This is a genomic window from Rhodanobacter soli, from assembly GCF_040548735.1.
Classification (GTDB): Bacteria; Pseudomonadota; Gammaproteobacteria; order Xanthomonadales; family Rhodanobacteraceae; genus Rhodanobacter; species Rhodanobacter soli_A.
This window is the reverse complement of the sequence record NZ_JBEPSD010000002.1, coordinates 552,689-571,498: the sequence shown is the minus strand read 5'-3', so window position 1 is coordinate 571,498 and position 18,810 is coordinate 552,689. Positions and strand designations below refer to the sequence as shown.

The window sequence follows — 18,810 nt, the reverse complement described above, 5'->3', positions numbered from 1 at the left end:
CTACTCTCCGGCATCGCCCTTCAACGCATAGATCGCCGGCAAATTGCGGCCCTGCTCGTAATAGTCCAGGCCGTAGCCGAACACGTAGCGGTCCGGCAATTCGACGCCGTTGAAATCGGAGGCGATGCCGTCGACCAGGCGATCATGCCGCTTGGTGCACAGGCTGGCGATCAGCACGCGCTTGGCGCCGCGCCGGTAGCAGTCCTCGCGCACCGCCTTCAGCGTGTGGCCCTCGTCGAGGATGTCGTCGACCAGCAGCACCACGCGATCGACCAGCGACACCGCCGGTTCGCGCAGCCAGTGCAGGTCGCTGCCGGAGGTGGCACCGCGGTAGCGGGTGGCGTGCACGTAGTCGAATTCCAGGTCGGTGCGGATCGCCAGCGCCAGTTGCCCGGCAAAGATCAGCGCGCCGTTCATCACGGGGAGGAACACCGCACGCTCGCCGTCCAGCGCGGCGTCGATCTTCCGGCCCATGTCGGCGATCACGCTTTCCAGCGTGCTGCGTTCGTACAACAGCTCGGCCTGCGCCAGCGCGTCGGCCAGGGGTGGGGTCGGAGTATTCATGCGGTTCCTTGGTCGGCGTTCAGTGCCGTGATGCGCGCGACGAAACGCTCGCGCTGCGGATTGTTGGTGAGGCCGTCCCAGCTGGAGCCCAGCGACCCGCGCATGGCGGCCAGCTGCGGCGGCATCGGCGAGGCGCCACCCGGCATCGCGGCGATCGCCTCGTCCACCACCTCGGGGAAGCAGGCCAGCACCAGGTCGCAGCCGGCGTCCAGGTGCGCGCGCACGCGCTCGCCCACGCTGCCGGCCGCGCCGGCGGCGGCCATGCTGATGTCGTCGCTGATCACGGCGCCGGCGAAACCCAGATCGCCGCGCAGGATCTGTTCGATCCACACTTTCGAGTAACCCGCCGGTCGGCTGTCCACCGCCGGATAGGTGACGTGCGCCATCATCACCGCCTCGACCCGCGCCTCGATGCACTCGGCGAACGGCAGCAGGTCGTCGCGGCGGATCTCGTCGAGACCGCGCGGGTCGATCGCCTGCGCCTTGTGCGTGTCGGTGGCGACCGAGCCGTGCCCCGGAAAGTGCTTGAGCACCGCCGCCATGCCGCCCAGGTGCATGCCGCGCACGTAGGCCTGGCCCAGTTCGGCGGCCACCGCCGGATCGGCGTGGAACGCGCGCAGGCCGATCGCCGCGTTGCCGCGGGCCAGGTCCACCACCGGCGCGAAACTGAAATCGACGCCGCTGGCGCGCAACTCGCTGGCCATCACCCAGGCGTGCTCCTCGGCCAGGCGGATCGCCTTGTCGGGGTCGCGCTGATACACCGCGCCGATCGACGCCAGCGGCGGCAGGCGGGTGAAGCCGTCGCGGAAGCGCTGCACCGGGCCGCCTTCCTGGTCGACCGCGATCAGCATGTCGTCGCCGCCGACGTCGCGGATCGCCTCGCACAGCCCGATCAGCTGCTCGCGCGAGGCGTAGTTGCGTGCGAACAGCAGCACCCCGGCCACGCCCGGCGCGGTGAGCCAGCGCTTCTCATGCTCGGCCAGTTCCAGCGCGGCCACGCCGATCATCAACATGCGGCATCCTCGGCAGCGCGCTCCGCCGGCGACCATTGCCGGTACGGATGCGCGATCAGGTTCACGTTGTAGTAGCGCGTCAGCGTGCTCACCTCGCGGCCCAGCCACGGCGGCCGCGGGAACGGCGCATCGACCGCCGGCAGCTCGACCTCGGCGACGATCAGCCCGCGGTTGTCGCCTGCGAATTCGTCGACCTCGAACAGCACGCCGTCGACCCGCACATGGTGGCGCGTCTTCTCCAGCACGCCGTCGCACAGCGTGGCCAGCAGGTTCCTGGCGTCGTCGACCGGGATCGGGTACTCGAACTCGGCCCGCTCGATGCCGAGGCGAGCCGCCTTGATGTTGAGCCACGCCTGCGTGCCGGCAAGCCGGGCACGAACGGAGGCGCGTGCCGTACCGTCGCGCAGCGCCTGCGCGCCGACCAGGTAACCCTGCGCGATCGGCTCGCTGCGCTCGATGCCAGCGCGCCAGCCATCGTTGGCCAACAGGAATTTCCTTTCGATCTCGATGGCCACGGATAACTGCTCTCAGCCTGCGACAAAGCCCGAATGAAACGGGGTTTTATGGAAGAGTGCGGCCATGGATGGCCGCTTCCTGATTCTCGCGCTCATGGATGGCGCTCAAACAAGGCTATCGACTCGACGTGCGAGGTGTGCGGGAACATGTCCATCACGCCGGCCGAGGCCAGCCTGAAGCCATGCTGGTTGACCAGGATGCCGGCGTCGCGCGCCAGCGAGGCGGGATGGCAGGAGACGTAGACGATGCGGCTCGTCTGCTTGTGCGGCAGGTAGGCGAGCACCTGGTCCGCGCCGGCGCGCGGCGGGTCGAGCAGCAGCTTGTCCCACGGCGCCCGCGCCCAGTCGGCGGCGCGCTGGTCCTCGAACAGGTTCGCCACGTGGAAGCGTGCGTTCGCGATGCCGTTGCGCGCGGCGTTCTGCGCGGCGCGCTCGACCAGGCCGTGCTCGCCTTCCACGCCCGCCACCTCGGCCACGCGGCGCGCGATCGGCAAGGTGAAGTTGCCGAGGCCGCAGAACAGGTCCAGCACGCGGTCGGTCGGCTGCGGGTCGAGCAGTTCCAGCGCACGCGCCATCATCAGCTGGTTCATGCCGGCGTTGACCTGCACGAAGTCGAGCGGCTGGAATTCCAGTTCGACGTCCTCGAAGCGCGCGTCGCCACTGCCGATGCGGAACGCCAGCCGCGGGTTCTCCGGCCACAGCGGGTGCACGCTGCTGGTGCCGCCCGGCTGCAGGTAGATCGCGAGAGCGTGCTGCTGGCCGAATGCGGCCAGCGCGGCCAGGTCGCGTTCGCTCAGCGGCTGCATGTGGCGGAACACCAGCGCCATCAGGTCGTCGCCGGCGGCGAACTCGATTTGCGGGATGTCGTTGACCGCATCCATCCCGTTGAGCAGGTCGGCGAGCAGGCCGACCTTGGGGCCGAGCGCCGGATGCATCACTTCGCACTGCTGGATCTCGGTGACGAAGCGCGGGTTTTGTTCCTCGCGGAAACCCACCAGCACGCGCCCCTTCTTTGTCACGTTGCGCACCGACAGCCGGCCCTTGCGCCGGTAGCCCCACGGCTCGGCGGTGAGCGGTTCCAGCCATGCCTGCGGGGTGACCTTGCCGATGCGCTCGAAGTTCTCCGCCAGCACGCGCTGCTTGGCGGCGATCTGCGAGGCGGCGTCCAGGTGCTGCAGCGAGCAGCCGCTGCACTGCGAGAAATGCCGGCAGCGTGGTTCCACGCGGTGCGGCGAGCGGGTGATCAGCTCGACGACTTCGGCTTCGTCGAAGTGGCGATGGCGCTTGCGCAGGCGGGCCAGCACGTGTTCGCCCAGCAGCGCGCCGCTGACGAACACGGCCTTGCCGTCGACCCGGGCCACGCCGCGGCCATCATGGCCGAGGTCGGTGATGTGGGCTTCGAAAGGTGTCGACGGAACGGAGTTGGATCGGGACATGGGGCGCAAACAATGGGGGCCATGCTGGCTGGCCCCCGATTATCCCAGATCGGCCCGGACGACGCCTGCGCCCTACTTCTTCTGCCAGGCGCCGGATGCATCCTGGTAATACCAGCCCGCGCGCGCCTTCTCGATCCAGGTCTTGGCGAAGGTGGTGCGGATCTGCGCTTCCCACTCCGGGTGGTTGTTGGCGTTGGCGATTTCGCGATACAGCGCGGTGCGGTCGCGGTTCTCGTCGGCCACCGTGGCATTCGCCTGCGCGCGCTGGCTCAGCGGCACCTTGGCGGCGTCGCGCATGGCCACCATGCCGTCGCGGGTAAAGCCCACCGCGCCGCTGTCGAGCAGGTCGCCCAGCGCGCCCTGGAAGCGGCCCTGCATGCGGCCGCGGATCGCCTCGGTGGCGCTGGTCTGGATGCGGATGTTCGGCGTGTCGGCGGCGTAAGCGGCCGGAACCAGCAGGTCGAGCAGCATCGCCGACGGCTGGCCGTCGTCCTTGGCCGCCGGCTTCTGCACCTTCGGTGCCGGGGCGGCGGGCGGAGCCGTCTCGTCCAGCACGTTGCCGATGAACTGGTCGGCGGCCTTCTGTGCGGCCGCCTCGGGGAAATACACGTTGATGGTGACGCAGCCGACCAGCGCCACGGCCAGCGAAGTCAGGATGACGTAGACGAGCTTGCGCATGACGAACTCCTGTAGTTGAAAGGGTGGAAGAGCCGGCAACCCGCGCTCCGCTCAGCGGATTTGCGGCGTCTCTCCGTGGATGGCGTCCTGCAGGCGGCGTACCAGGGTCGGCCAGTCCACCTGGGTCTGGTGGCCGATCACCTGCAACCGCGGCAAGCCACTGCCTTCGACGATAGTGTAGCCGCCGTCGTTGCTCTCCAGACCGCTCATCTGGCAAAGCGTGCCCTGCAGCGTGCAATTGAGGCCGATGCGCTTGTAGCCGAAGGTCTTGAACAATTTCAGCATGGCGCCCTGCAGGCCCGCGGCAATGCCGCCGCCACCGACCGTGGTGAGGTTGTTCACCGCGCGCTGGCTGATCCGGCCGCCGCCGCCCGCGAGCAGGCTGGCCTTGAACGCGACCGGACTCCAGTTGACCAGGCGCAGGTCCTCGATCGAACCGTCCAGCGGGCCGGTGATGCCGCCGAAGTCGTACACGCTGGTGATCGCGGCCAGGTCCAGTTGCTTCAGGTTGATGTCGCCGGTCAGCACCGGGGTGGCGCCGAACGGCTGCTGTAGCGAGAGCCGGGTGATGTCGACGAAGCCGCCGAACACGCTCGCCGACAAGCCGCCGGCCAGCTCGAAGCGGTCGTCGACCCAGCGCAGCGACGGGACCGCCCCACCGAGCGTGCCCGGGAAAGCCGGCCAGCCCATCGCCTGGCTGAACGCGGCCATGTTGACGCCGGTCAGCGCCAGCGAGGCCGCCAGCCGTTGTCCCTTGGCCGCCGCCGGACGCCAGTCCAGCTGGCCAATGCGCAACTGGCCCTGCAGAACCGGCACCTGCAGCGGTTGCTGCAGGCTGAGCATGCCGGCGCGGCTGCGCCATTGCGACTGTGCGGCGCCGTTGGCTATCCGGTAGAACTGCAGCTTGCGCCAGCCCAGCGTCGTGGCCGGCCGTTCGCCGTCGATCGCCCAGTCCAGCCCGCCCTGCAGGCCGTCGATCGCCAGCCGGCCGTCCGCATCGGCCAGGTCCAGGCCGTCGGTATCGAAGGCGAAACTGCGCGGACCGTCCGCGCGCAGGTCCAGGCTGCCGCTCAGTTCGCCGGCGATGCGCATGTCGTGCAGGCCCAGCGTGCTCAGCCAGGCTTCGCCGTAGCGCTGGTAGGCCGCCGGGAAGTTCGCGTGCAGGTGGTCCAGCCGCAAGGTCTTCAGCGTGCCCTTCGCGTCGAAGGCCATGGCGCCGTCGAGCTGCAGCGCATCGGCATCGTTGAGCCGCAGGTGGCTCAGTTCGAACGCGCCGTTCTGCGCGTTCGCATGCAGACCCAGTTGGACCGGGTGGTCCGGCAGCTTCGCGTAGATCGGCCCCAGCAGCAGTTCGCCGCCACGCAGACTGGCGTCCAGGTCGATCCGCGCCGGGCCGGTGGTGGTATCGAGACTGAAGCGCCCGTTGCCGCCCAACCCCTGCCCCGCCAAGGTGCCGCCCGGGGTGTCGAAGCCAAGACTGGTGAGGGTGAACTGCCCGGACGATTGCAGGCCGGGATCGCGCAGGTCCAGCGCCAGTTCGGCATCCAGCCGGCCGCTGGTGGGGCGCCCCGACCATACCGTGCCGAGCAGGCCCTGCAGCCAGCCGGTGGGGAGATTGTCCAGGACGATCTGCGCGTGGGTGGGCTGGTCCAGCGGCAACGCGGTCCTGGCGTGCGCCTTGCCTTGCAGGATATCGACCTGCAGGGTGTTGGCGGCCTCGCTGAGCAGGATGTTCACATGGGCGTCGCTGAGCGCGCCGCCCGGCGCGCCGGCCAGGCGCACGTCGCCGTCGAGGATCCAGCGCAGGCGGGCGTCCCGCTGCAGGTTGCCGTCGAGGGTGAGGCCCAGCCGCCGCCAACCCATCGCCGGAACGTCGGCCTGCTCCGCGCTCAGTTGCAGCCGGAGTCCGCCGGCGGCATCCTCGCCGAGGCGCAGGGTCACCGCCTGCAGGTGGACGCCGGGAACGCTGATCGACTTCGCCGTGAGCAGCACTTCCGCCCGCGCAGGCAGCGCCCAGCCGATCCCCAGCAGCAGGCAGCAACACAGCAAGAAGTGGCTTGAAGTCGGGCGCATGTCGGGCCATTCTGCCAAATCAAGATGAACGATATGGATTTCGTCATGAACAGCCTTCTCGCCAACGCATGTTCCGACCTGGCCCAGGCCGCGCCCACCCGGGTCCTGGTGGCCGACGACGACCCCGGCAGTTGCCGGTTCCTGTGCGACGGACTGGCCTCGATGGGCGCCCGGGCGGAAGCCTGCATGGACGGCATGACGGCCCTGCAACGGGCGCGCACCGAGCCCTTCGACCTGCTGCTGCTGGACTGCCGAATGCCCGGCGCCGGCGCGCTGCAGATCCTGGCCGCGCTGCGCGAGGACACGCAGGCGTACTCGGCGGAAAGCATCGCGGTGGCCACCACGGCCGAGCTGGAACCGGACGATCGCCAGTCGCTGCTCGATGCCGGTTTCAGCGAGATCCTGTTGAAGCCTTGCGGTCTGGCCGAGTTGCAGCGCGTGCTGGCGCTGGTGCAGCCGGATCGCCACGACGCCTGCATGCTGGATGACCATGCCGCGCTGACCACCAGCGGGGACGCCACCACCATGCGCGCATTGCGGCTGTTGCTGCGCGAGGAATTGGCCCTGTTGCACCAGGAACTGGATGCGTTGAGCCGCGACCGCGCCGGCTTCAGCGAGCGCCTGCACCGGCTGCGTTCATCCTGCGGTTTCTGCGGCGCCGCCGCGCTGTCGGCGCAGACCGTGCTGTTGCAGCGGCAACTGCTGCTGCGCGGCGCCACGCCGGTGGCGTTGGCGCGCTTCCGCAAGGCCCTGCTGGCGACGTTGCAGGCGCTGGACAGCTAGTCCGGTGTCTTCTGGCGGCCCGAAACCGCCATCGCCAGTACCCGCCAGGCACGCAGCTCGCCGCCGCCCAGATGGAAGCGGATCACCTCGCGCATCATGTCGCGCAGCGATTTCAGGCCGCTGTTGTCGGGCATCCGGTCTTGCCCCAGCGCCAGCAGGTCGCTGCCGCGCAGCGCATGCGGATGGTTGGCGCTGCAACGCACGGCGCCCTGCTCGACCATGTAGCGGTACGACGCCTGCGCTTCCAGCGGCTCGCCGGAATCCGCATCGTGTTGCAGTTGCAGGCCGTAACCGATCGCGTCCAGCAGGTCGCGTTCGAAGCGGCGCAGGCTCCAGGCCAGCGATTCGCCGGCAGCCAGCCGCGCCAGGGTCCGCGCGTAGGCATCGAACAGTCGCGGATAGGGATCCTGCCGGCCAGTCAGGCGCACCACCAGTTCGTTGAGATACAGCCCGGCCAGGCCGGCGTCGCCGGGCAGGCGCGTCGATGCGCCCACCGCTTCGACCGCGGTCAGCGTGGCCAGCTCGCCGCGCAGCAGCAGGTCCATCGTCAACGGCTGGAACGGCTCCAGCTGGGACCGGCGCAAACGCGCCCGCTCGCCGCGCACGCCGCGCGCCACCACGCCGAGCCGGCCGTGTTCGCGGGTCAGGCATTCGAGCAGCAGCGACGTCTCGCGATACGCACGCGCGTGCAGGACGTAGGCGGGTTGCTGTTCGATGCGCATGGCTTGATAGCCGGGATTCGGGATGGGGGGATTCGCAAGAGCACGCCAGGCTTCAGACTTTTATAAACCCCGAATCCCCATCTCGAATCCCAACCTTAATCGGTATAGCCGAACTTCTTCAGCATGTTCTCGTCGTCGACCCAGCCTTCGCGCACCTTCACCCACAGCTTCAGGAACACCTTGCGCTCGAACATGCGCTCCATGTGACGCCGCGCGCTCGTGCCGATCGCCTTGAGCTGGGCGCCGCCGTTGCCGATCACGATCGCCTTCTGGCCGGCGCGCTCGACCCAGATGATCGCGTGGATCTCGGCGATGCCGTCGGGACGGTCGCTGAACTGCTCGATCTCCACCGTGGTCGCGTACGGCAACTCCTGGTCGAGCCGCAGCATCAGCTGCTCGCGCACCATCTCGGCAGCGAGGAAACGTTCGCTGCGGTCGGTGATCTCGTCTTCGCCGAACACCGGCGGCTGCACCGGAAGGCGCTTGAGGATCGCCTGCTCCAGTTCCTTCAGGCCCTGTCCCTTGAGCGCGCTGACGTAGTGGATCTCGTCGTAGCTGTGCTTCGCCACCAGCTCGGCCACGAACGGCAGCATCACCGTCTTGTCCTTGTTGAGGTCGACCTTGTTGATCACCAGCAGGCGCGGCGACGACTGCTCGACCAGGGCGGCGTACAGCACCTCGTCCTCGTCGGTGAAACGGCCGGCCTCGATCACCTGCACTACGAGGTCGACGTCGCTGATCGCCGAGCGCGCGGCACGGTTGAGGCTGCGGTTCATCGCCCGCTTGGCGCCGCGATGCAGGCCCGGCGTGTCGACGTACATGATCTGCCCGGCCTCGCTGGTGTTGATGCCGAGGATGCGGTGTCGGGTGGTCTGCGGCCGCGGGCTGATGATCGACAGGCGAAAACCGATCAGCGCATTGAGCAGGGTTGACTTGCCCACGTTGGGGCGTCCGGCCAGCGCGACCGTGCCGCAGCGGAAATTCTCATGCGGCAGGGTGCCGCCGGCGGGGTCCAGTTCTTGGTTCATGACGCGGGTTGCTCAGCGGGTCGGAGGGCAAGTGTAGTGCTTCGCCGGAAACGGCACGCGGACGGCGCGGACGGCGAAGCGGAGGGGTCAGGCGTCGTGCTGCTGTTCCAGCAGCCGGTTGAGCACGGCCTCGGCCGCGTCCTGTTCGGCGGCGCGCCGGTTGCCGGCATGGGCTTCGACGGTGAACGCCATGGGCTCGCTGATCGTGCAGCTGATGTCGAAGGTCTTGGCATGGTCCTCGCCGTGGCTGGCGACCAGCTCGTACTGCGGCAACGGCAGGCCCTTGGCCTGCAGCCATTCCTGCAACCGCGTCTTGGCGTCCTTGGAGGAACGGCGCAACGCGGCGATGCGCTCGGCGAACAGCCCGCGAACGGCTTCGCGACAGGCGTCGAAACCGCCATCCAGGTACACCGCGGCGACCATTGCCTCGAACGCGTCGGCCAGGATCGAATCACGCCGGAAGCCGCCGCTCTTCAACTCGCCGGGGCCGAGCTTCAGCCCGTCGCCCAGGTCCAGCTCGCGCGCCACTACGGCCAGCGCCTGGCCGTTCACCAGCTGCGCCCGCAACCGCGACAGTTCGCCTTCGCTGGCCTTGGGATGAACCTCGTACAGCATCTCGGCGACGATCGCGCCGAGCAGCGCATCGCCGAGAAACTCCAGTCGCTCGTTGTTCGGCTTGCCGATGCTGCGGTGGGTCAGCGCCAGTTGCGCCAGCGCGGGATCGCGAAAACGGTAGTTCAGTTCCAAAAGTTACTCGCCCACGTTGCCCTGCAACGGCACGCTCTTGTCGAAGTGCAGCAGGAAGTCGATGTTGTACATGAACGGAATCTGCTTGTCGTAGGCGACGCGCAGCTGGTTGGCGCCGCCGCTGTTGCGCACGATGGTGATGTTCGCCGGCTTGATGGTGGCGTCGTCGACGTACTGGAAGCCCATCTTGAACATCAGGCCGCGGCGGATCTCGTCCAGCGACTTGCCGTTGGTGCCTTCGGTGGCGACCTGGTTCATCGCCTTCACCACGCCCATGTACTCCGAGTACGAGGGCAGCAACTTCATGCCCATGTAGGCCAGGAAGGCCACGATGGCCATGATGATCAGGAACCCGATCAGGGTGACGCCCGACTGCTTCGATTTCATAGTCCCCTCGCTATGCCGCCTGCGCGGCGTACCTTTCTTGTGGATGATCCGGATGCAACGGGTATGGCCCGCCCCCGCCGGCGTGCCGATTATGCCTGCGCATTCTCGCACTGTCGGCGGCCGGGTGTGCGCGACGGTTCGACCCCGTCACGCTTTCGCCAACCGGATTTTGCCGGCTGACGAGTTCAGTGGATCACCGTGCCTATCCGCGAGAAATCCACGCCGCCGGTGCCCCACCCCTTCCAGCTCATCCAGATCAGGAAGGCCTTGCCGGCCAGGTTGTGTTCCGGCATGCAGCCCCACCAGCGGCTGTCCAGGCTGTCGTAACGGTTGTCGCCCATCACCAGGTAGCAGCCCGGCGGTACCTTCGAAGGCACCCGGTCGTTCGGAATCGAATTCGGCGTGGTGTAGGCCGGCATCCGCGCGATCATGTGGTTGACCCTGCCCAGGTGCTCGGTCCAGACCGTGGCGCCCATGTTCAGCATGATCTGGTCCACGCTGCGCTGCGGATTGCCCACGTACGGGCCGATCTCGTCGGCCGCCACGCGCTGGCCGTTGACCCACAGTTCGGCGCCGTGCACCTCGATGCTGTCGCCCGGCAGGCCGATCACCCGCTTGATCCAGTTCTGCGCCGGCACCGGTGCCTGCGGATCGTTGCAGCTCATGTCGCCGCTGCGCACCAGCTTGCCGCCGTCCTCGCACAGGTAGCCGGGGAAGCGGAACACCACCACGTCGCCGCGCTGCGGCTCGCCGAGGTCGACCAGCTTGTTGTTGAACGCCGGCATGCGCAGGCCGTAGGCGAACTTGTTGACCAAGATGAAATCGCCCACGTCCAGGGTCGGCATCATCGAGCCGGACGGGATGCGAAAGGGCTCGGCCACGAACGAGCGCAGCAGCAGCACCACCAGCACCACCGGAAACAGCGAGCGCGACCAGTCCACCGGCATCGGGTCGCGGTATTCCTCGCCCGCGGCATCCAGGCGCGCCTTGCGCTTCTTGTACAGGAACAGCCGATCCAGGCCCCACACCACGCCGAACAGCACGGTGAGGCTTAGCAGAATCGCCGAGAAATCAAATTCCATGTGGGGCTCCTGATGGAGCCGGGAATCGCGAATCGGGAATCGGGAATCGCAGGGGCACGCAGCCCCGACTCCCGGTTCCCGATTTTCGATTCCCGACCAAAATACTATTTATCCACTTTCAGCACGGCCAGGAAGGCTTCCTGGGGGATCTCCACGCGACCCACCTGCTTCATGCGCTTCTTGCCTTCCTTCTGCTTCTCCAGCAACTTCTTCTTGCGGCTGACGTCGCCGCCATAGCACTTGGCCAGCACGTTCTTGCGCAGCGCCTTCACGGTGGAGCGCGCGATGACCTGTGCGCCGATCGCCGCCTGGATCGCCACGTCGAACTGCTGGCGCGGGATCAGGTCCTTCATGCGCTCGACCAGGTCGCGGCCGCGGCGGTCGGCATGGCTGCGGTGCACGATCAGGCTCAGCGCGTCGACCCGTTCGCCATTGATCAGCACGTCGGTACGCACGAACGGGCCGGCCTCGAAGCGGTCGAAGTGATAGTCCATCGAGGCGTACCCACGCGAGACCGATTTCAGCCGGTCGAAGAAATCCATCACCACTTCGGCCAGGGGCATTTCATAGCTGATCTGCACCTGGGTCGCCAGGTACTGGATCGAGCGCTGCACGCCGCGCTTTTCCTCGCACAGGGTGATCACGTTGCCGATGTAGTCCGGCGGCGTGAGGATGTTGGCGACGATGATCGGCTCGCGGATTTCCTGCACCAGGCTGGAGTTCGTCGGCAGCTTGGCCGGGTTGTCCAGCATCAGGATCGAGCCGTCGGTCTTGAGCACCTCGTACACCACAGTAGGTGCCGTGGTGATCAGGTTCAGGTCGTATTCGCGCTCCAGTCGTTCCTGCACGATTTCCATGTGCAGCATGCCGAGGAAGCCGCAACGGAAACCGAAACCCATCGCCTCGGATGACTCCGGTTCGAAGAACAACGCGGCATCGTTCAGACGCAGCTTGTCCAGCGCCTCGCGCATCGCCGGGAAGTCGTCGGACGACACCGGGAACAGGCCGGCGAACACGCGCGGCTGCATGGTCTGGAAACCGGGCAGCGCCTTGTCGGCGGGCTTGCCGGCGTGGGTCAGCGTGTCGCCGACCGGCGCGCCGTGCACGTCCTTGATCGAAGCGTTGATCCAGCCCACTTCGCCGGCGCCCAGCTTGGCGGTCTTCTTGCGCTTGGGCGTAAACACGCCGACGTCGTCCACTTCGTGGGTGCGCCCGGTGGACATCACCAGCAGCTTGTCGCCGGGCTTGATCTCGCCCTGCATCACGCGCACCAGCGACACCACGCCGAGGTAGTTGTCGAACCAGGAGTCGATGATCAGCGCCTGCAGCCGGTCGGTGTCGCGCGGCTTCGGCGGCGGGATGCGCGCGACGATCGCCTCCAGCACCTCGACCACGTTGAGGCCGGTCTTGGCGCTGATCGCCACCGCGTCGGTGGCGTCGATGCCGATCACCGCCTCGATCTCGCCCTTCACCTTCTCGACGTCGGCAGTGGGCAGGTCGATCTTGTTCAGCACCGGCACCACTTCCAGGCCCATCTCCACGGCGGTGTAGCAGTTCGCCACCGACTGCGCCTCGACGCCCTGTGCGGCATCCACCACCAGCAGTGCGCCTTCGCAGGCCGCCAGCGAGCGGCTGACTTCATAGGAGAAATCGACGTGGCCGGGCGTGTCGATGAAATTGAGTTGATAGGTCTTGCCGTTGCGCGCCGTGTACGGCAGCGACACTGACTGCGCCTTGATGGTGATGCCGCGCTCGCGCTCGATCGGATTGTTGTCCAGCACCTGCGCCTCCATCTCGCGGTCGGCCAGGCCGCCACAGAGGTGGATGATGCGATCGGCCAGGGTCGACTTGCCGTGATCGATATGGGCGATGATGGAGAAGTTGCGGATCAATTCCATGGAGCGCAGGCGGCCTGTCGGGCTTGGGTCTTGCCGCCACACACCATGCGTGGCAGCGCATCGCCGTGGGCGACGCTAACCCGACATTATCGCATGGAACCCGCCGCCACCATGCATGGACTCGCGCGACGAAGGCGCCACCCGGCAAGGGTGGACGCCTGCGCCGTTTTCCCGCCAACCGTGCACCGCGGCCGGCTTACTTGTCATCCGGAACCGTCAGGCCGACGAAGCTGCTCTGATCGCCGCGGCGCACCAGCAACAGCACCGTGCTGCCGGCCTTCACGCCCTTCGTCGCCGCCTCGAACTCGGCCACGCTGCCGATCTTCTGCTGGTTGACCATGGTGATCACGTCGCCGGCGCGCAGGCCCGCCTGCGCCGCCACCGGGCCGGTGATGTCGCCGATCACCACGCCCTGCCCCGGCTTCAGCCCCAGTTGCTTGCGGGTGTCACTGTCGATCGACTGCACGGTCAGGCCCAGCGCGGCCGAACCGCTGCGGCTCGACGAGGGCATGGCGCCCTGGTTGTCCACCGCACTCTTGTCGCGCGAGGCTTCGCCGATGGTGACATCCAGCGTCTGCTTCTTGCCGTTGCGCAGGATCTCCACCGGCACCTTGCTGCCCGGCTTGGTCATGCCCACCAGCGGCGGCAGGTCCGCCGCCTGCTGCAGGGGCTGCCCGTTGTAGGCCAGAATGATGTCGCCGGGCTGGATGCCGGCCTTCGCCGCACCGCTGTCGGGACTGACGTCGACCACGGCGGCACCCGCGCCATTCTCGAGATGGAAGGCCTTGACGATGTCGTCGTCGACCGGCTGCATGGTCACGCCAAGCATGCCGCGCGAGACGTAGCCCTTGCTCTTGAGCTGCTGCACGGCGTTCATCGCCACGTCGATCGGGATCGAGAACGACACGCCGAGGTAGTCGCCGGTGTTGGAATAGATCTGCGAATTGATGCCGACCACGCGGCCCTGCAGGTCGAACAACGGGCCGCCGGAATTGCCGCGGTTGATCGGCACGTCGGTCTGGATGAACGAGGTATACGGCTGGTCGCGCTGGCCCAGGTTGCGGCCCACCGCACTGACGATGCCCTGGGTCACGGTGTAGTCGAAACCGAACGGCGAACCGATCGCCAGCACCCACTGGCCCGGCTTCAGGCTGCGCGAATCGCCGATGCTCACCGCCGGCAGGTTGCCGCCGGCATCGACCTTGAGCAGGGCGATGTCATAGGTCGGATCGGTGCCGATCACCTTGGCGGTCAGCGTGCGCCGATCCTGCAGGCGCACGGTCACCTTGTCGGCGTGGTCGACCACGTGGTTGTTGGTGAGGATGTAGCCGTCGCTGGAAATGATGAAGCCCGAGCCGAGCGAGGTCCGCTTCTGTTCCTGCGGCGACGGCATCATCGGCATGCCGAAGAAGCGTCGCAGGATCTCCGCCTGCGGATCGTCCGGCATGCCCTGTCCGGGCATCATCTGCCCGCCCGCGCTGCGACTGTCGCCCTGCCTTTCGCCGTTGTAGCGGGCTTCGACGTGCACCACGGCCGGCGCGTTCTTCTGCACGATCCCGGTGAAATCCGGCAGCGCCGCTGCGCCCGGCGTTTGCGCCTGCACCGCACCGGCACCGGCGATGCCCAGCAGCGCACAGCACGCCAGGCTGCGCAAGATGGAATGATTCATGACTCCTCCTTGGTTGGTTCCGGTCGGTAGGCTTCGAGCGGGTTGATGACCCGAGTTGCTGCACGGCCGATGCGGGCACGCGTTGTCCGCCAGCCCATGCGGCGAGTCGGTAAAGCTGAAAACAACAATGAAGACGAGCCGCGGGCAATCACACGCGGACTCGCCTATTGCGCGACGGCGGAAGCCCGGCGCGAGGTGTCCGGTGCAATCCGCTGCTCCGGGTCGAGCAGCAGCAGGTAGCTGCCGTCGTTGTTGTCGAGCGTCCGGTAACGGGGCATCGACGGGTAGTCCGACAGGCGCCGCGCATAGGTCGACTGGCTCTGGCCAAACGGCGCACCGAAGGTGGCCGAGGCCTGCTGGCTGAGCAATCCGGCGGAGTTGCCGCTCAGCCATGGCGGCACGGCGGCAGGGGCGACCGACTTGTTCGCCGGCGCAGCGGTGGTGACCGCACTCGCCTGCTGGGCGGTCGAGGCGGTCAGGCGCTCGGCATCGCCGGTCGGCTGCCCGATCATCAGGGCAGCGGCGGCGACGCTAGCGGCAATGGCACCGCCGGTGGACCAGCGCAGCCAGTGGCTGCGACGGGTCGACCCCACCGCGGGCTTCGACTCCTGCTCGATCGCCAGCATCACCCGCGCGGCAAAACCGGGCTGCGCCATCGACGGCAACTGCCGGCGCAGGCCGTCGCGGGCGATGTGATAACGGGTCCAGGCCTGCTGCAGCGAGGCATCGTGGTCGAGCCGGCGCAGCAGGAAACGCAGCTGCTCCTTCGACAACTCGCCGTCGATGCCCGCGGAAAGGCTTTCCCGGGTGTCCTGATTCATGCCTGCCTGATTCATGTCTGATCCTCGCGGTCCGACAACAGGGGCCGCAGCTTCTCGTCGATCGCCTCGCGCGCCCGGAAGATGCGCGAACGCACCGTACCGATCGGGCAGCCCATCGCTTCGGCGATTTCATCGTAGCTGAGGCCATCCACCTCGCGCAGCGTGATGGCGGTCCGCAGCTCCTCGGGCAACGCTTGGACAGTGGAAAACACCGATTGTTCAATTTCCTGGCGCATCAGCTCGCGCTCGGGCGTGGCGCTGTCGTGCATGCGCTCGGCGCCGGCCATGAACTCGGCGTCGTCGGCATCGATGTCACCGGACGGCGGACGCCGGCCCATCGCCACCAGATGGTTCTTGGCGGTGTTCACCGCGATCTTGTACAGCCAGGTATAGAACGCGCTGTCGCCGCGGAACGAGCCGATCGCCCGCCACGCGCGGATGAACGATTCCTGCGCGATGTCCTCGCACTCGGCATGGCTCCGCACATAGCGCGAGACCAGCCCGATCACCTTGTGCTGGTACTTGCGCACCAACAGGTCGAAGGCCCGCTTGTCTCCTCGCTGGACACGCTCGACCAGGGCACGGTCCAGTTCATTTTCGCCCATCCGGGCCGTATCCGTCGTCAATGCCGTCTTCCGCTGCGGGAGCTTCGTTTTTGAACTGAACGCGGCGCTCAGACCGCGGTCCGACGCCCGAGTTCAGTTCAGTATGCACAGGGTATCGCCTCCACCATAACGCACGGCCTGTTGGCTGGTTGTCATGTCTGGCCGGGCGCCCCGAGCCCGTGACGGGCCAGGAGCAGTTATGGGGACGTCCGCCACCGGCTCAAGCCGGCTCGGCCACCCGTCCCTCCAGCAGGCGCTGCCGTTCGGCCAGCAGCTTGTCGAAGCTGATCGGTTGCAGCGGGCGGCAGAACAGGTAGCCCTGCAACTCGTCGCAGCCGTGCTGGCGCAGGAACTGCAGGTGCTGCTCGATCTCCACGCCTTCCGCCACCACCGCGCGTTTCAGCCGATGCGCCATCTCGATGGTGGCGCGCACGATCGCCTCGTCGTCGGGGTCCACCCCGATGTTGCGCACGAAGCTCTGGTCGATCTTGATGCGGTCGGCCGGCAGCCGGCGCAGGTAGTCCAGCGAGGCCGCGCCGGTGCCGAAATCGTCGATCGCGATATGGCAGCCCAGCCTGTGCAGCGCGTGCAGGTTCTCGACCAGGTTCGGCGCCTCCTTGATGCTGATGCTTTCGGTGACCTCCATCTCCAGCAAGGTGGGATCCAGTCCGGTTTCGCGCAGCACGGTCGCCACGGTATCCAGCAGTCGCGGCTCCATCAGCTGCACCGCAGACAGGTTCACGCCCAGGCGCAGGCGCAGGCTGTAGCGCTGCTCCCATTCCTTCGCCTGGCGGCAGGCGGTGCGCATCACCCATTCGCCGATCGAGACGATCAGGCCGGTCTCCTCGGCCAGCGGGATGAACACCGCCGGGCTGATCATGCCGAGTTCGGGATGCTCCCAGCGCACCAGCGCCTCCATGCCCACGATGTCCTCGGTCTCGGTGTTGACCTGCGGCTGGTAGACCACGCGCAGTTCGCCATTGCCCTCGGCATGGCGCAGGCGTGTTTTCAGCGCCATGCCGTGTTCCTGCGCGTACTCCGGACTCACCTCGTAGATCTGGAAGGTATTGCGGCCCTGGTGCTTGGCCGCGTACATCGCCTCGTCGGCATGCTTGAGCAGGGTCTGCGCGTCGCCGGCGTCGTCGGGGAAGAAACTCAGGCCCATCGACGCGGTCACCTGCAACTCGGTGCCGTCCTCGAGGTACAGCGGCGTCTCCATCACCTGGACGATCTTCTCGGCCACGCGAAGCACGTCGTCGTTCTTCACGATGTGGCGCAGCACGATGGTGAACTCGTCGCCGGCGTAGCGCGCCACCGTGTCGGAGGCGCGGATGCTGCCGCACAGACGCTGGGTGACCGTGCGCAGCACCTGGTCACCGGCGGCATGGCCGTAGGTGTCGTTGATTGCCTTGAAGCGGTCCAAGTCGACGAACAGCACGGCGAAGCACTCGCCGTTGCGGGTCGCCTCGCGGATGATCGTGTCCAGCCGGTCGTTGAACAGCAGCCGGTTCGGCAGGCCGGTCAGGGCGTCGACCAGGCCCTCGGCACGGCCCTGTTCACGGGTGCGTCCCAGTTCCAGCATCTGCGCGAAGCGGGCCGCGGCGCAACGCAGTACCGGCTCGATGATGCCCATCTCGCCGAAACCGCGGCGGCTGCCGGCCAGCATGGCGCCGAGCACGGTGTGGCGTTCGTCGTACAGCGGCAGGCCGGCGAAACCGGCCAGGTCGAGCTGCTGCAGCAGCGGGTCGATCGGCGCCAGCCGCTTCGCGTCGTTGCGGTACAGGATCGGCTTGCCGCCCAGCACCAGCTGCAGCGAACTCTGCAGTTGCGCCGGCGGCCACTGCGGGTCGTCGCCGCTCCACAACTGCAGCATCTGGGTCGGCGCGTCGGCGCCGTCCTGGCGCGCTGACCAGACCGCGAGGTAATCCAGGCCCAGCTCGTCGAACAGCAGGCGGCCGGACGCGGTCTGCGCATCGACCCCGCTGGTCGAGGCGAAGATGCGCGACAGCAGCGACAGCGCAGCCTCGGCCCGCAGGTCGGCGCGGTCGCTGCGGAACATCAACGCCAGCGCCTCGTGCCCGGCATGCCGGATACGCCGCACGCTGGCCTGTCCGGTGTCGGCGCCTTGCGCCGATTTGCGCTGGCAGGGATACCAACTGCGATTGGCTTCGGTCAATACCTGGCTGATCGCGATGCCTTCGAAACGCAGCACGTCGGACAGCGGCAATCCTTCCCATTGGCCGGCATGCATGCGGCTGTGCCTGGCCACCGTGGGACTGACCTCGAGCAGGCGCCCGGTCTGCGCGTCGGCGATCAGCCATTCGCTGTCGCCTTCCTCGAACACGTAGCGGTAATCCTCGTGCGCACCGCTGTCCGCCGCGGCAACCACCTTGCGCGGGCGCTGGCCGGCTTGCGAGCGCCGCCAGCGCGGCACCAGTTCACTGCTGATCTGGGCGGCGGAAAGCCAGTCGGTGATCCCCGGCGGCAGGTCGGTGGGGGCGAGCTTGGCCTCCTCGGCCAGCACCACGATCAGCGGCGTGCCGGCGCCACCTGGCAAACGACGCAACTGCTCGCAACAGACGCGTGCCTGTTGTTCGTCGCCGGCCAGCACCGCCACGATCAGCTGCAGCGGGGGCAGCGACGCGCGGCCCTCCAGCAGGATCGCCGCGTGGGATACGTCGCGCGCGCTGTGGATCTGCGGATAACCCGCCTGGTCGAGCGCATCGAACAGGCTGCGGCGCAGTTCGCGCTGGGCTGCGACCACCAGGATGCCGGAATTCATGTGAATG

Annotated in this window: 17 protein-coding genes; 1 reads left to right on the top strand and 16 read right to left on the bottom strand. The window is 67.6% G+C overall.

Features of this window, described 5'->3' with window-relative positions; all coding sequences use genetic code 11:
* From ABIE04_RS13655 to ABIE04_RS13630, 6 genes are all read right to left on the bottom strand, one after another.
* Nucleotides 1-564 carry a hypoxanthine-guanine phosphoribosyltransferase gene (locus ABIE04_RS13655; protein ID WP_354551211.1) on the bottom strand — a complete coding sequence of 188 codons (564 nt, stop codon included), beginning with the start codon at nucleotides 562-564 and terminating at the stop codon, nucleotides 1-3.
* Complete coding sequence (gene nagZ, locus ABIE04_RS13650; RefSeq protein ID WP_354551209.1) at nucleotides 561-1,577, bottom strand: beta-N-acetylhexosaminidase; 1,017 nt, start codon at nucleotides 1,575-1,577, stop codon at nucleotides 561-563. Before nagZ ends, ABIE04_RS13655 begins: the two co-directional genes overlap by 4 nt.
* Entirely contained in the window at nucleotides 1,571-2,092 is a 522-nt protein-coding gene (locus ABIE04_RS13645) for a CYTH domain-containing protein (protein ID WP_354551207.1), read from the bottom strand. The genes nagZ and ABIE04_RS13645 overlap by 7 nt, the downstream gene beginning before the upstream one ends.
* 92 nt (nucleotides 2,093-2,184) lie before the next feature.
* Nucleotides 2,185-3,528: a 23S rRNA (uracil(1939)-C(5))-methyltransferase RlmD gene (gene rlmD, locus ABIE04_RS13640; protein ID WP_354551205.1), complete on the bottom strand. Its 1,344-nt coding sequence runs from the start codon at nucleotides 3,526-3,528 to the stop codon at nucleotides 2,185-2,187.
* 72 nt (nucleotides 3,529-3,600) lie between these two features.
* Nucleotides 3,601-4,206, bottom strand: coding sequence for a YdbL family protein (locus tag ABIE04_RS13635; protein WP_354551203.1), 606 nt, complete (start codon nucleotides 4,204-4,206; stop codon nucleotides 3,601-3,603).
* 51 nt (nucleotides 4,207-4,257) lie between these two features.
* Complete coding sequence (locus tag ABIE04_RS13630; protein WP_354551200.1) at nucleotides 4,258-6,279, bottom strand: hypothetical protein; 2,022 nt, start codon at nucleotides 6,277-6,279, stop codon at nucleotides 4,258-4,260.
* Between the two features lie 45 nt (nucleotides 6,280-6,324).
* Between ABIE04_RS13630 and ABIE04_RS13625 the strand changes: the two genes are divergently transcribed.
* A complete protein-coding gene (locus tag ABIE04_RS13625; RefSeq protein WP_354551198.1) occupies nucleotides 6,325-7,062 on the top strand; it encodes a response regulator in 738 nt (245 codons plus the stop codon).
* Here the strand turns inward: ABIE04_RS13625 and recO are convergent.
* From recO to ABIE04_RS13575, 10 genes are all read right to left on the bottom strand, one after another.
* Nucleotides 7,059-7,784 carry a DNA repair protein RecO gene (gene recO / locus ABIE04_RS13620; protein ID WP_354551196.1) on the bottom strand — a complete coding sequence of 242 codons (726 nt, stop codon included), beginning with the start codon at nucleotides 7,782-7,784 and terminating at the stop codon, nucleotides 7,059-7,061. The genes ABIE04_RS13625 and recO overlap by 4 nt on opposite strands.
* Nucleotides 7,785-7,879: 95 nt before the next feature.
* Nucleotides 7,880-8,812, bottom strand: a complete 933-nt coding sequence (era, locus tag ABIE04_RS13615) for a GTPase Era (RefSeq protein WP_354551194.1) — start codon at nucleotides 8,810-8,812, stop codon at nucleotides 7,880-7,882.
* Nucleotides 8,813-8,899: 87 nt separating this feature from the next.
* A complete protein-coding gene (rnc, locus tag ABIE04_RS13610; RefSeq protein WP_354551192.1) occupies nucleotides 8,900-9,559 on the bottom strand; it encodes a ribonuclease III in 660 nt (219 codons plus the stop codon).
* Between the two features lie 3 nt (nucleotides 9,560-9,562).
* A complete protein-coding gene (locus ABIE04_RS13605) occupies nucleotides 9,563-9,946 on the bottom strand; it encodes a DUF4845 domain-containing protein (protein ID WP_354551190.1) in 384 nt (127 codons plus the stop codon).
* A gap of 185 nt (nucleotides 9,947-10,131) precedes the next feature.
* The gene (lepB, locus tag ABIE04_RS13600; protein WP_354551188.1) at nucleotides 10,132-11,028 is read right to left on the bottom strand and encodes a signal peptidase I; all 897 of its coding nucleotides are present in this window, start codon (nucleotides 11,026-11,028) and stop codon (nucleotides 10,132-10,134) included.
* Nucleotides 11,029-11,132: 104 nt separating this feature from the next.
* Nucleotides 11,133-12,926 carry a translation elongation factor 4 gene (lepA, locus tag ABIE04_RS13595; protein ID WP_354551185.1) on the bottom strand — a complete coding sequence of 598 codons (1,794 nt, stop codon included), beginning with the start codon at nucleotides 12,924-12,926 and terminating at the stop codon, nucleotides 11,133-11,135.
* Nucleotides 12,927-13,122: 196 nt separating this feature from the next.
* Nucleotides 13,123-14,595, bottom strand: a complete 1,473-nt coding sequence (locus tag ABIE04_RS13590) for a DegQ family serine endoprotease (RefSeq protein WP_354551183.1) — start codon at nucleotides 14,593-14,595, stop codon at nucleotides 13,123-13,125.
* A 164-nt stretch (nucleotides 14,596-14,759) separates the two neighbouring features.
* Nucleotides 14,760-15,431 carry a sigma-E factor negative regulatory protein gene (locus tag ABIE04_RS13585; RefSeq protein WP_354551181.1) on the bottom strand — a complete coding sequence of 224 codons (672 nt, stop codon included), beginning with the start codon at nucleotides 15,429-15,431 and terminating at the stop codon, nucleotides 14,760-14,762.
* Nucleotides 15,428-16,021, bottom strand: coding sequence for an RNA polymerase sigma factor RpoE (rpoE, locus tag ABIE04_RS13580; protein WP_214557257.1), 594 nt, complete (start codon nucleotides 16,019-16,021; stop codon nucleotides 15,428-15,430). Before rpoE ends, ABIE04_RS13585 begins: the two co-directional genes overlap by 4 nt.
* A gap of 220 nt (nucleotides 16,022-16,241) precedes the next feature.
* Nucleotides 16,242-18,803, bottom strand: a complete 2,562-nt coding sequence (locus ABIE04_RS13575) for a putative bifunctional diguanylate cyclase/phosphodiesterase (RefSeq protein ID WP_354551178.1) — start codon at nucleotides 18,801-18,803, stop codon at nucleotides 16,242-16,244.
* Nucleotides 18,804-18,810 lie beyond the last annotated feature (7 nt).

What these genes read in the sequence shown, in the direction of transcription:
- ABIE04_RS13605 (WP_354551190.1), bottom strand. Translation starts at nt 9,946, where the DNA reads ATGAAATCGAAGCAGTCGGGCGTCACCCTGATCGGGTTCCTGATCATC.
- ABIE04_RS13590 (WP_354551183.1), bottom strand. Translation starts at nt 14,595, where the DNA reads ATGAATCATTCCATCTTGCGCAGCCTGGCGTGCTGTGCGCTGCTGGGC.
- lepB (WP_354551188.1), bottom strand. Translation starts at nt 11,028, where the DNA reads ATGGAATTTGATTTCTCGGCGATTCTGCTAAGCCTCACCGTGCTGTTC.
- rpoE (WP_214557257.1), bottom strand. Translation starts at nt 16,021, where the DNA reads ATGGGCGAAAATGAACTGGACCGTGCCCTGGTCGAGCGTGTCCAGCGA.
- recO (WP_354551196.1), bottom strand. Translation starts at nt 7,784, where the DNA reads ATGCGCATCGAACAGCAACCCGCCTACGTCCTGCACGCGCGTGCGTAT.
- ABIE04_RS13625 (WP_354551198.1), top strand. Translation starts at nt 6,325, where the DNA reads ATGAACAGCCTTCTCGCCAACGCATGTTCCGACCTGGCCCAGGCCGCG.
- rlmD (WP_354551205.1), bottom strand. Translation starts at nt 3,528, where the DNA reads ATGTCCCGATCCAACTCCGTTCCGTCGACACCTTTCGAAGCCCACATC.
- ABIE04_RS13575 (WP_354551178.1), bottom strand. Translation starts at nt 18,803, where the DNA reads ATGAATTCCGGCATCCTGGTGGTCGCAGCCCAGCGCGAACTGCGCCGC.
- ABIE04_RS13585 (WP_354551181.1), bottom strand. Translation starts at nt 15,431, where the DNA reads ATGAATCAGGCAGGCATGAATCAGGACACCCGGGAAAGCCTTTCCGCG.
- era (WP_354551194.1), bottom strand. Translation starts at nt 8,812, where the DNA reads ATGAACCAAGAACTGGACCCCGCCGGCGGCACCCTGCCGCATGAGAAT.
- lepA (WP_354551185.1), bottom strand. Translation starts at nt 12,926, where the DNA reads ATGGAATTGATCCGCAACTTCTCCATCATCGCCCATATCGATCACGGC.
- nagZ (WP_354551209.1), bottom strand. Translation starts at nt 1,577, where the DNA reads ATGTTGATGATCGGCGTGGCCGCGCTGGAACTGGCCGAGCATGAGAAG.
- ABIE04_RS13635 (WP_354551203.1), bottom strand. Translation starts at nt 4,206, where the DNA reads ATGCGCAAGCTCGTCTACGTCATCCTGACTTCGCTGGCCGTGGCGCTG.
- ABIE04_RS13655 (WP_354551211.1), bottom strand. Translation starts at nt 564, where the DNA reads ATGAATACTCCGACCCCACCCCTGGCCGACGCGCTGGCGCAGGCCGAG.
- ABIE04_RS13630 (WP_354551200.1), bottom strand. Translation starts at nt 6,279, where the DNA reads ATGCGCCCGACTTCAAGCCACTTCTTGCTGTGTTGCTGCCTGCTGCTG.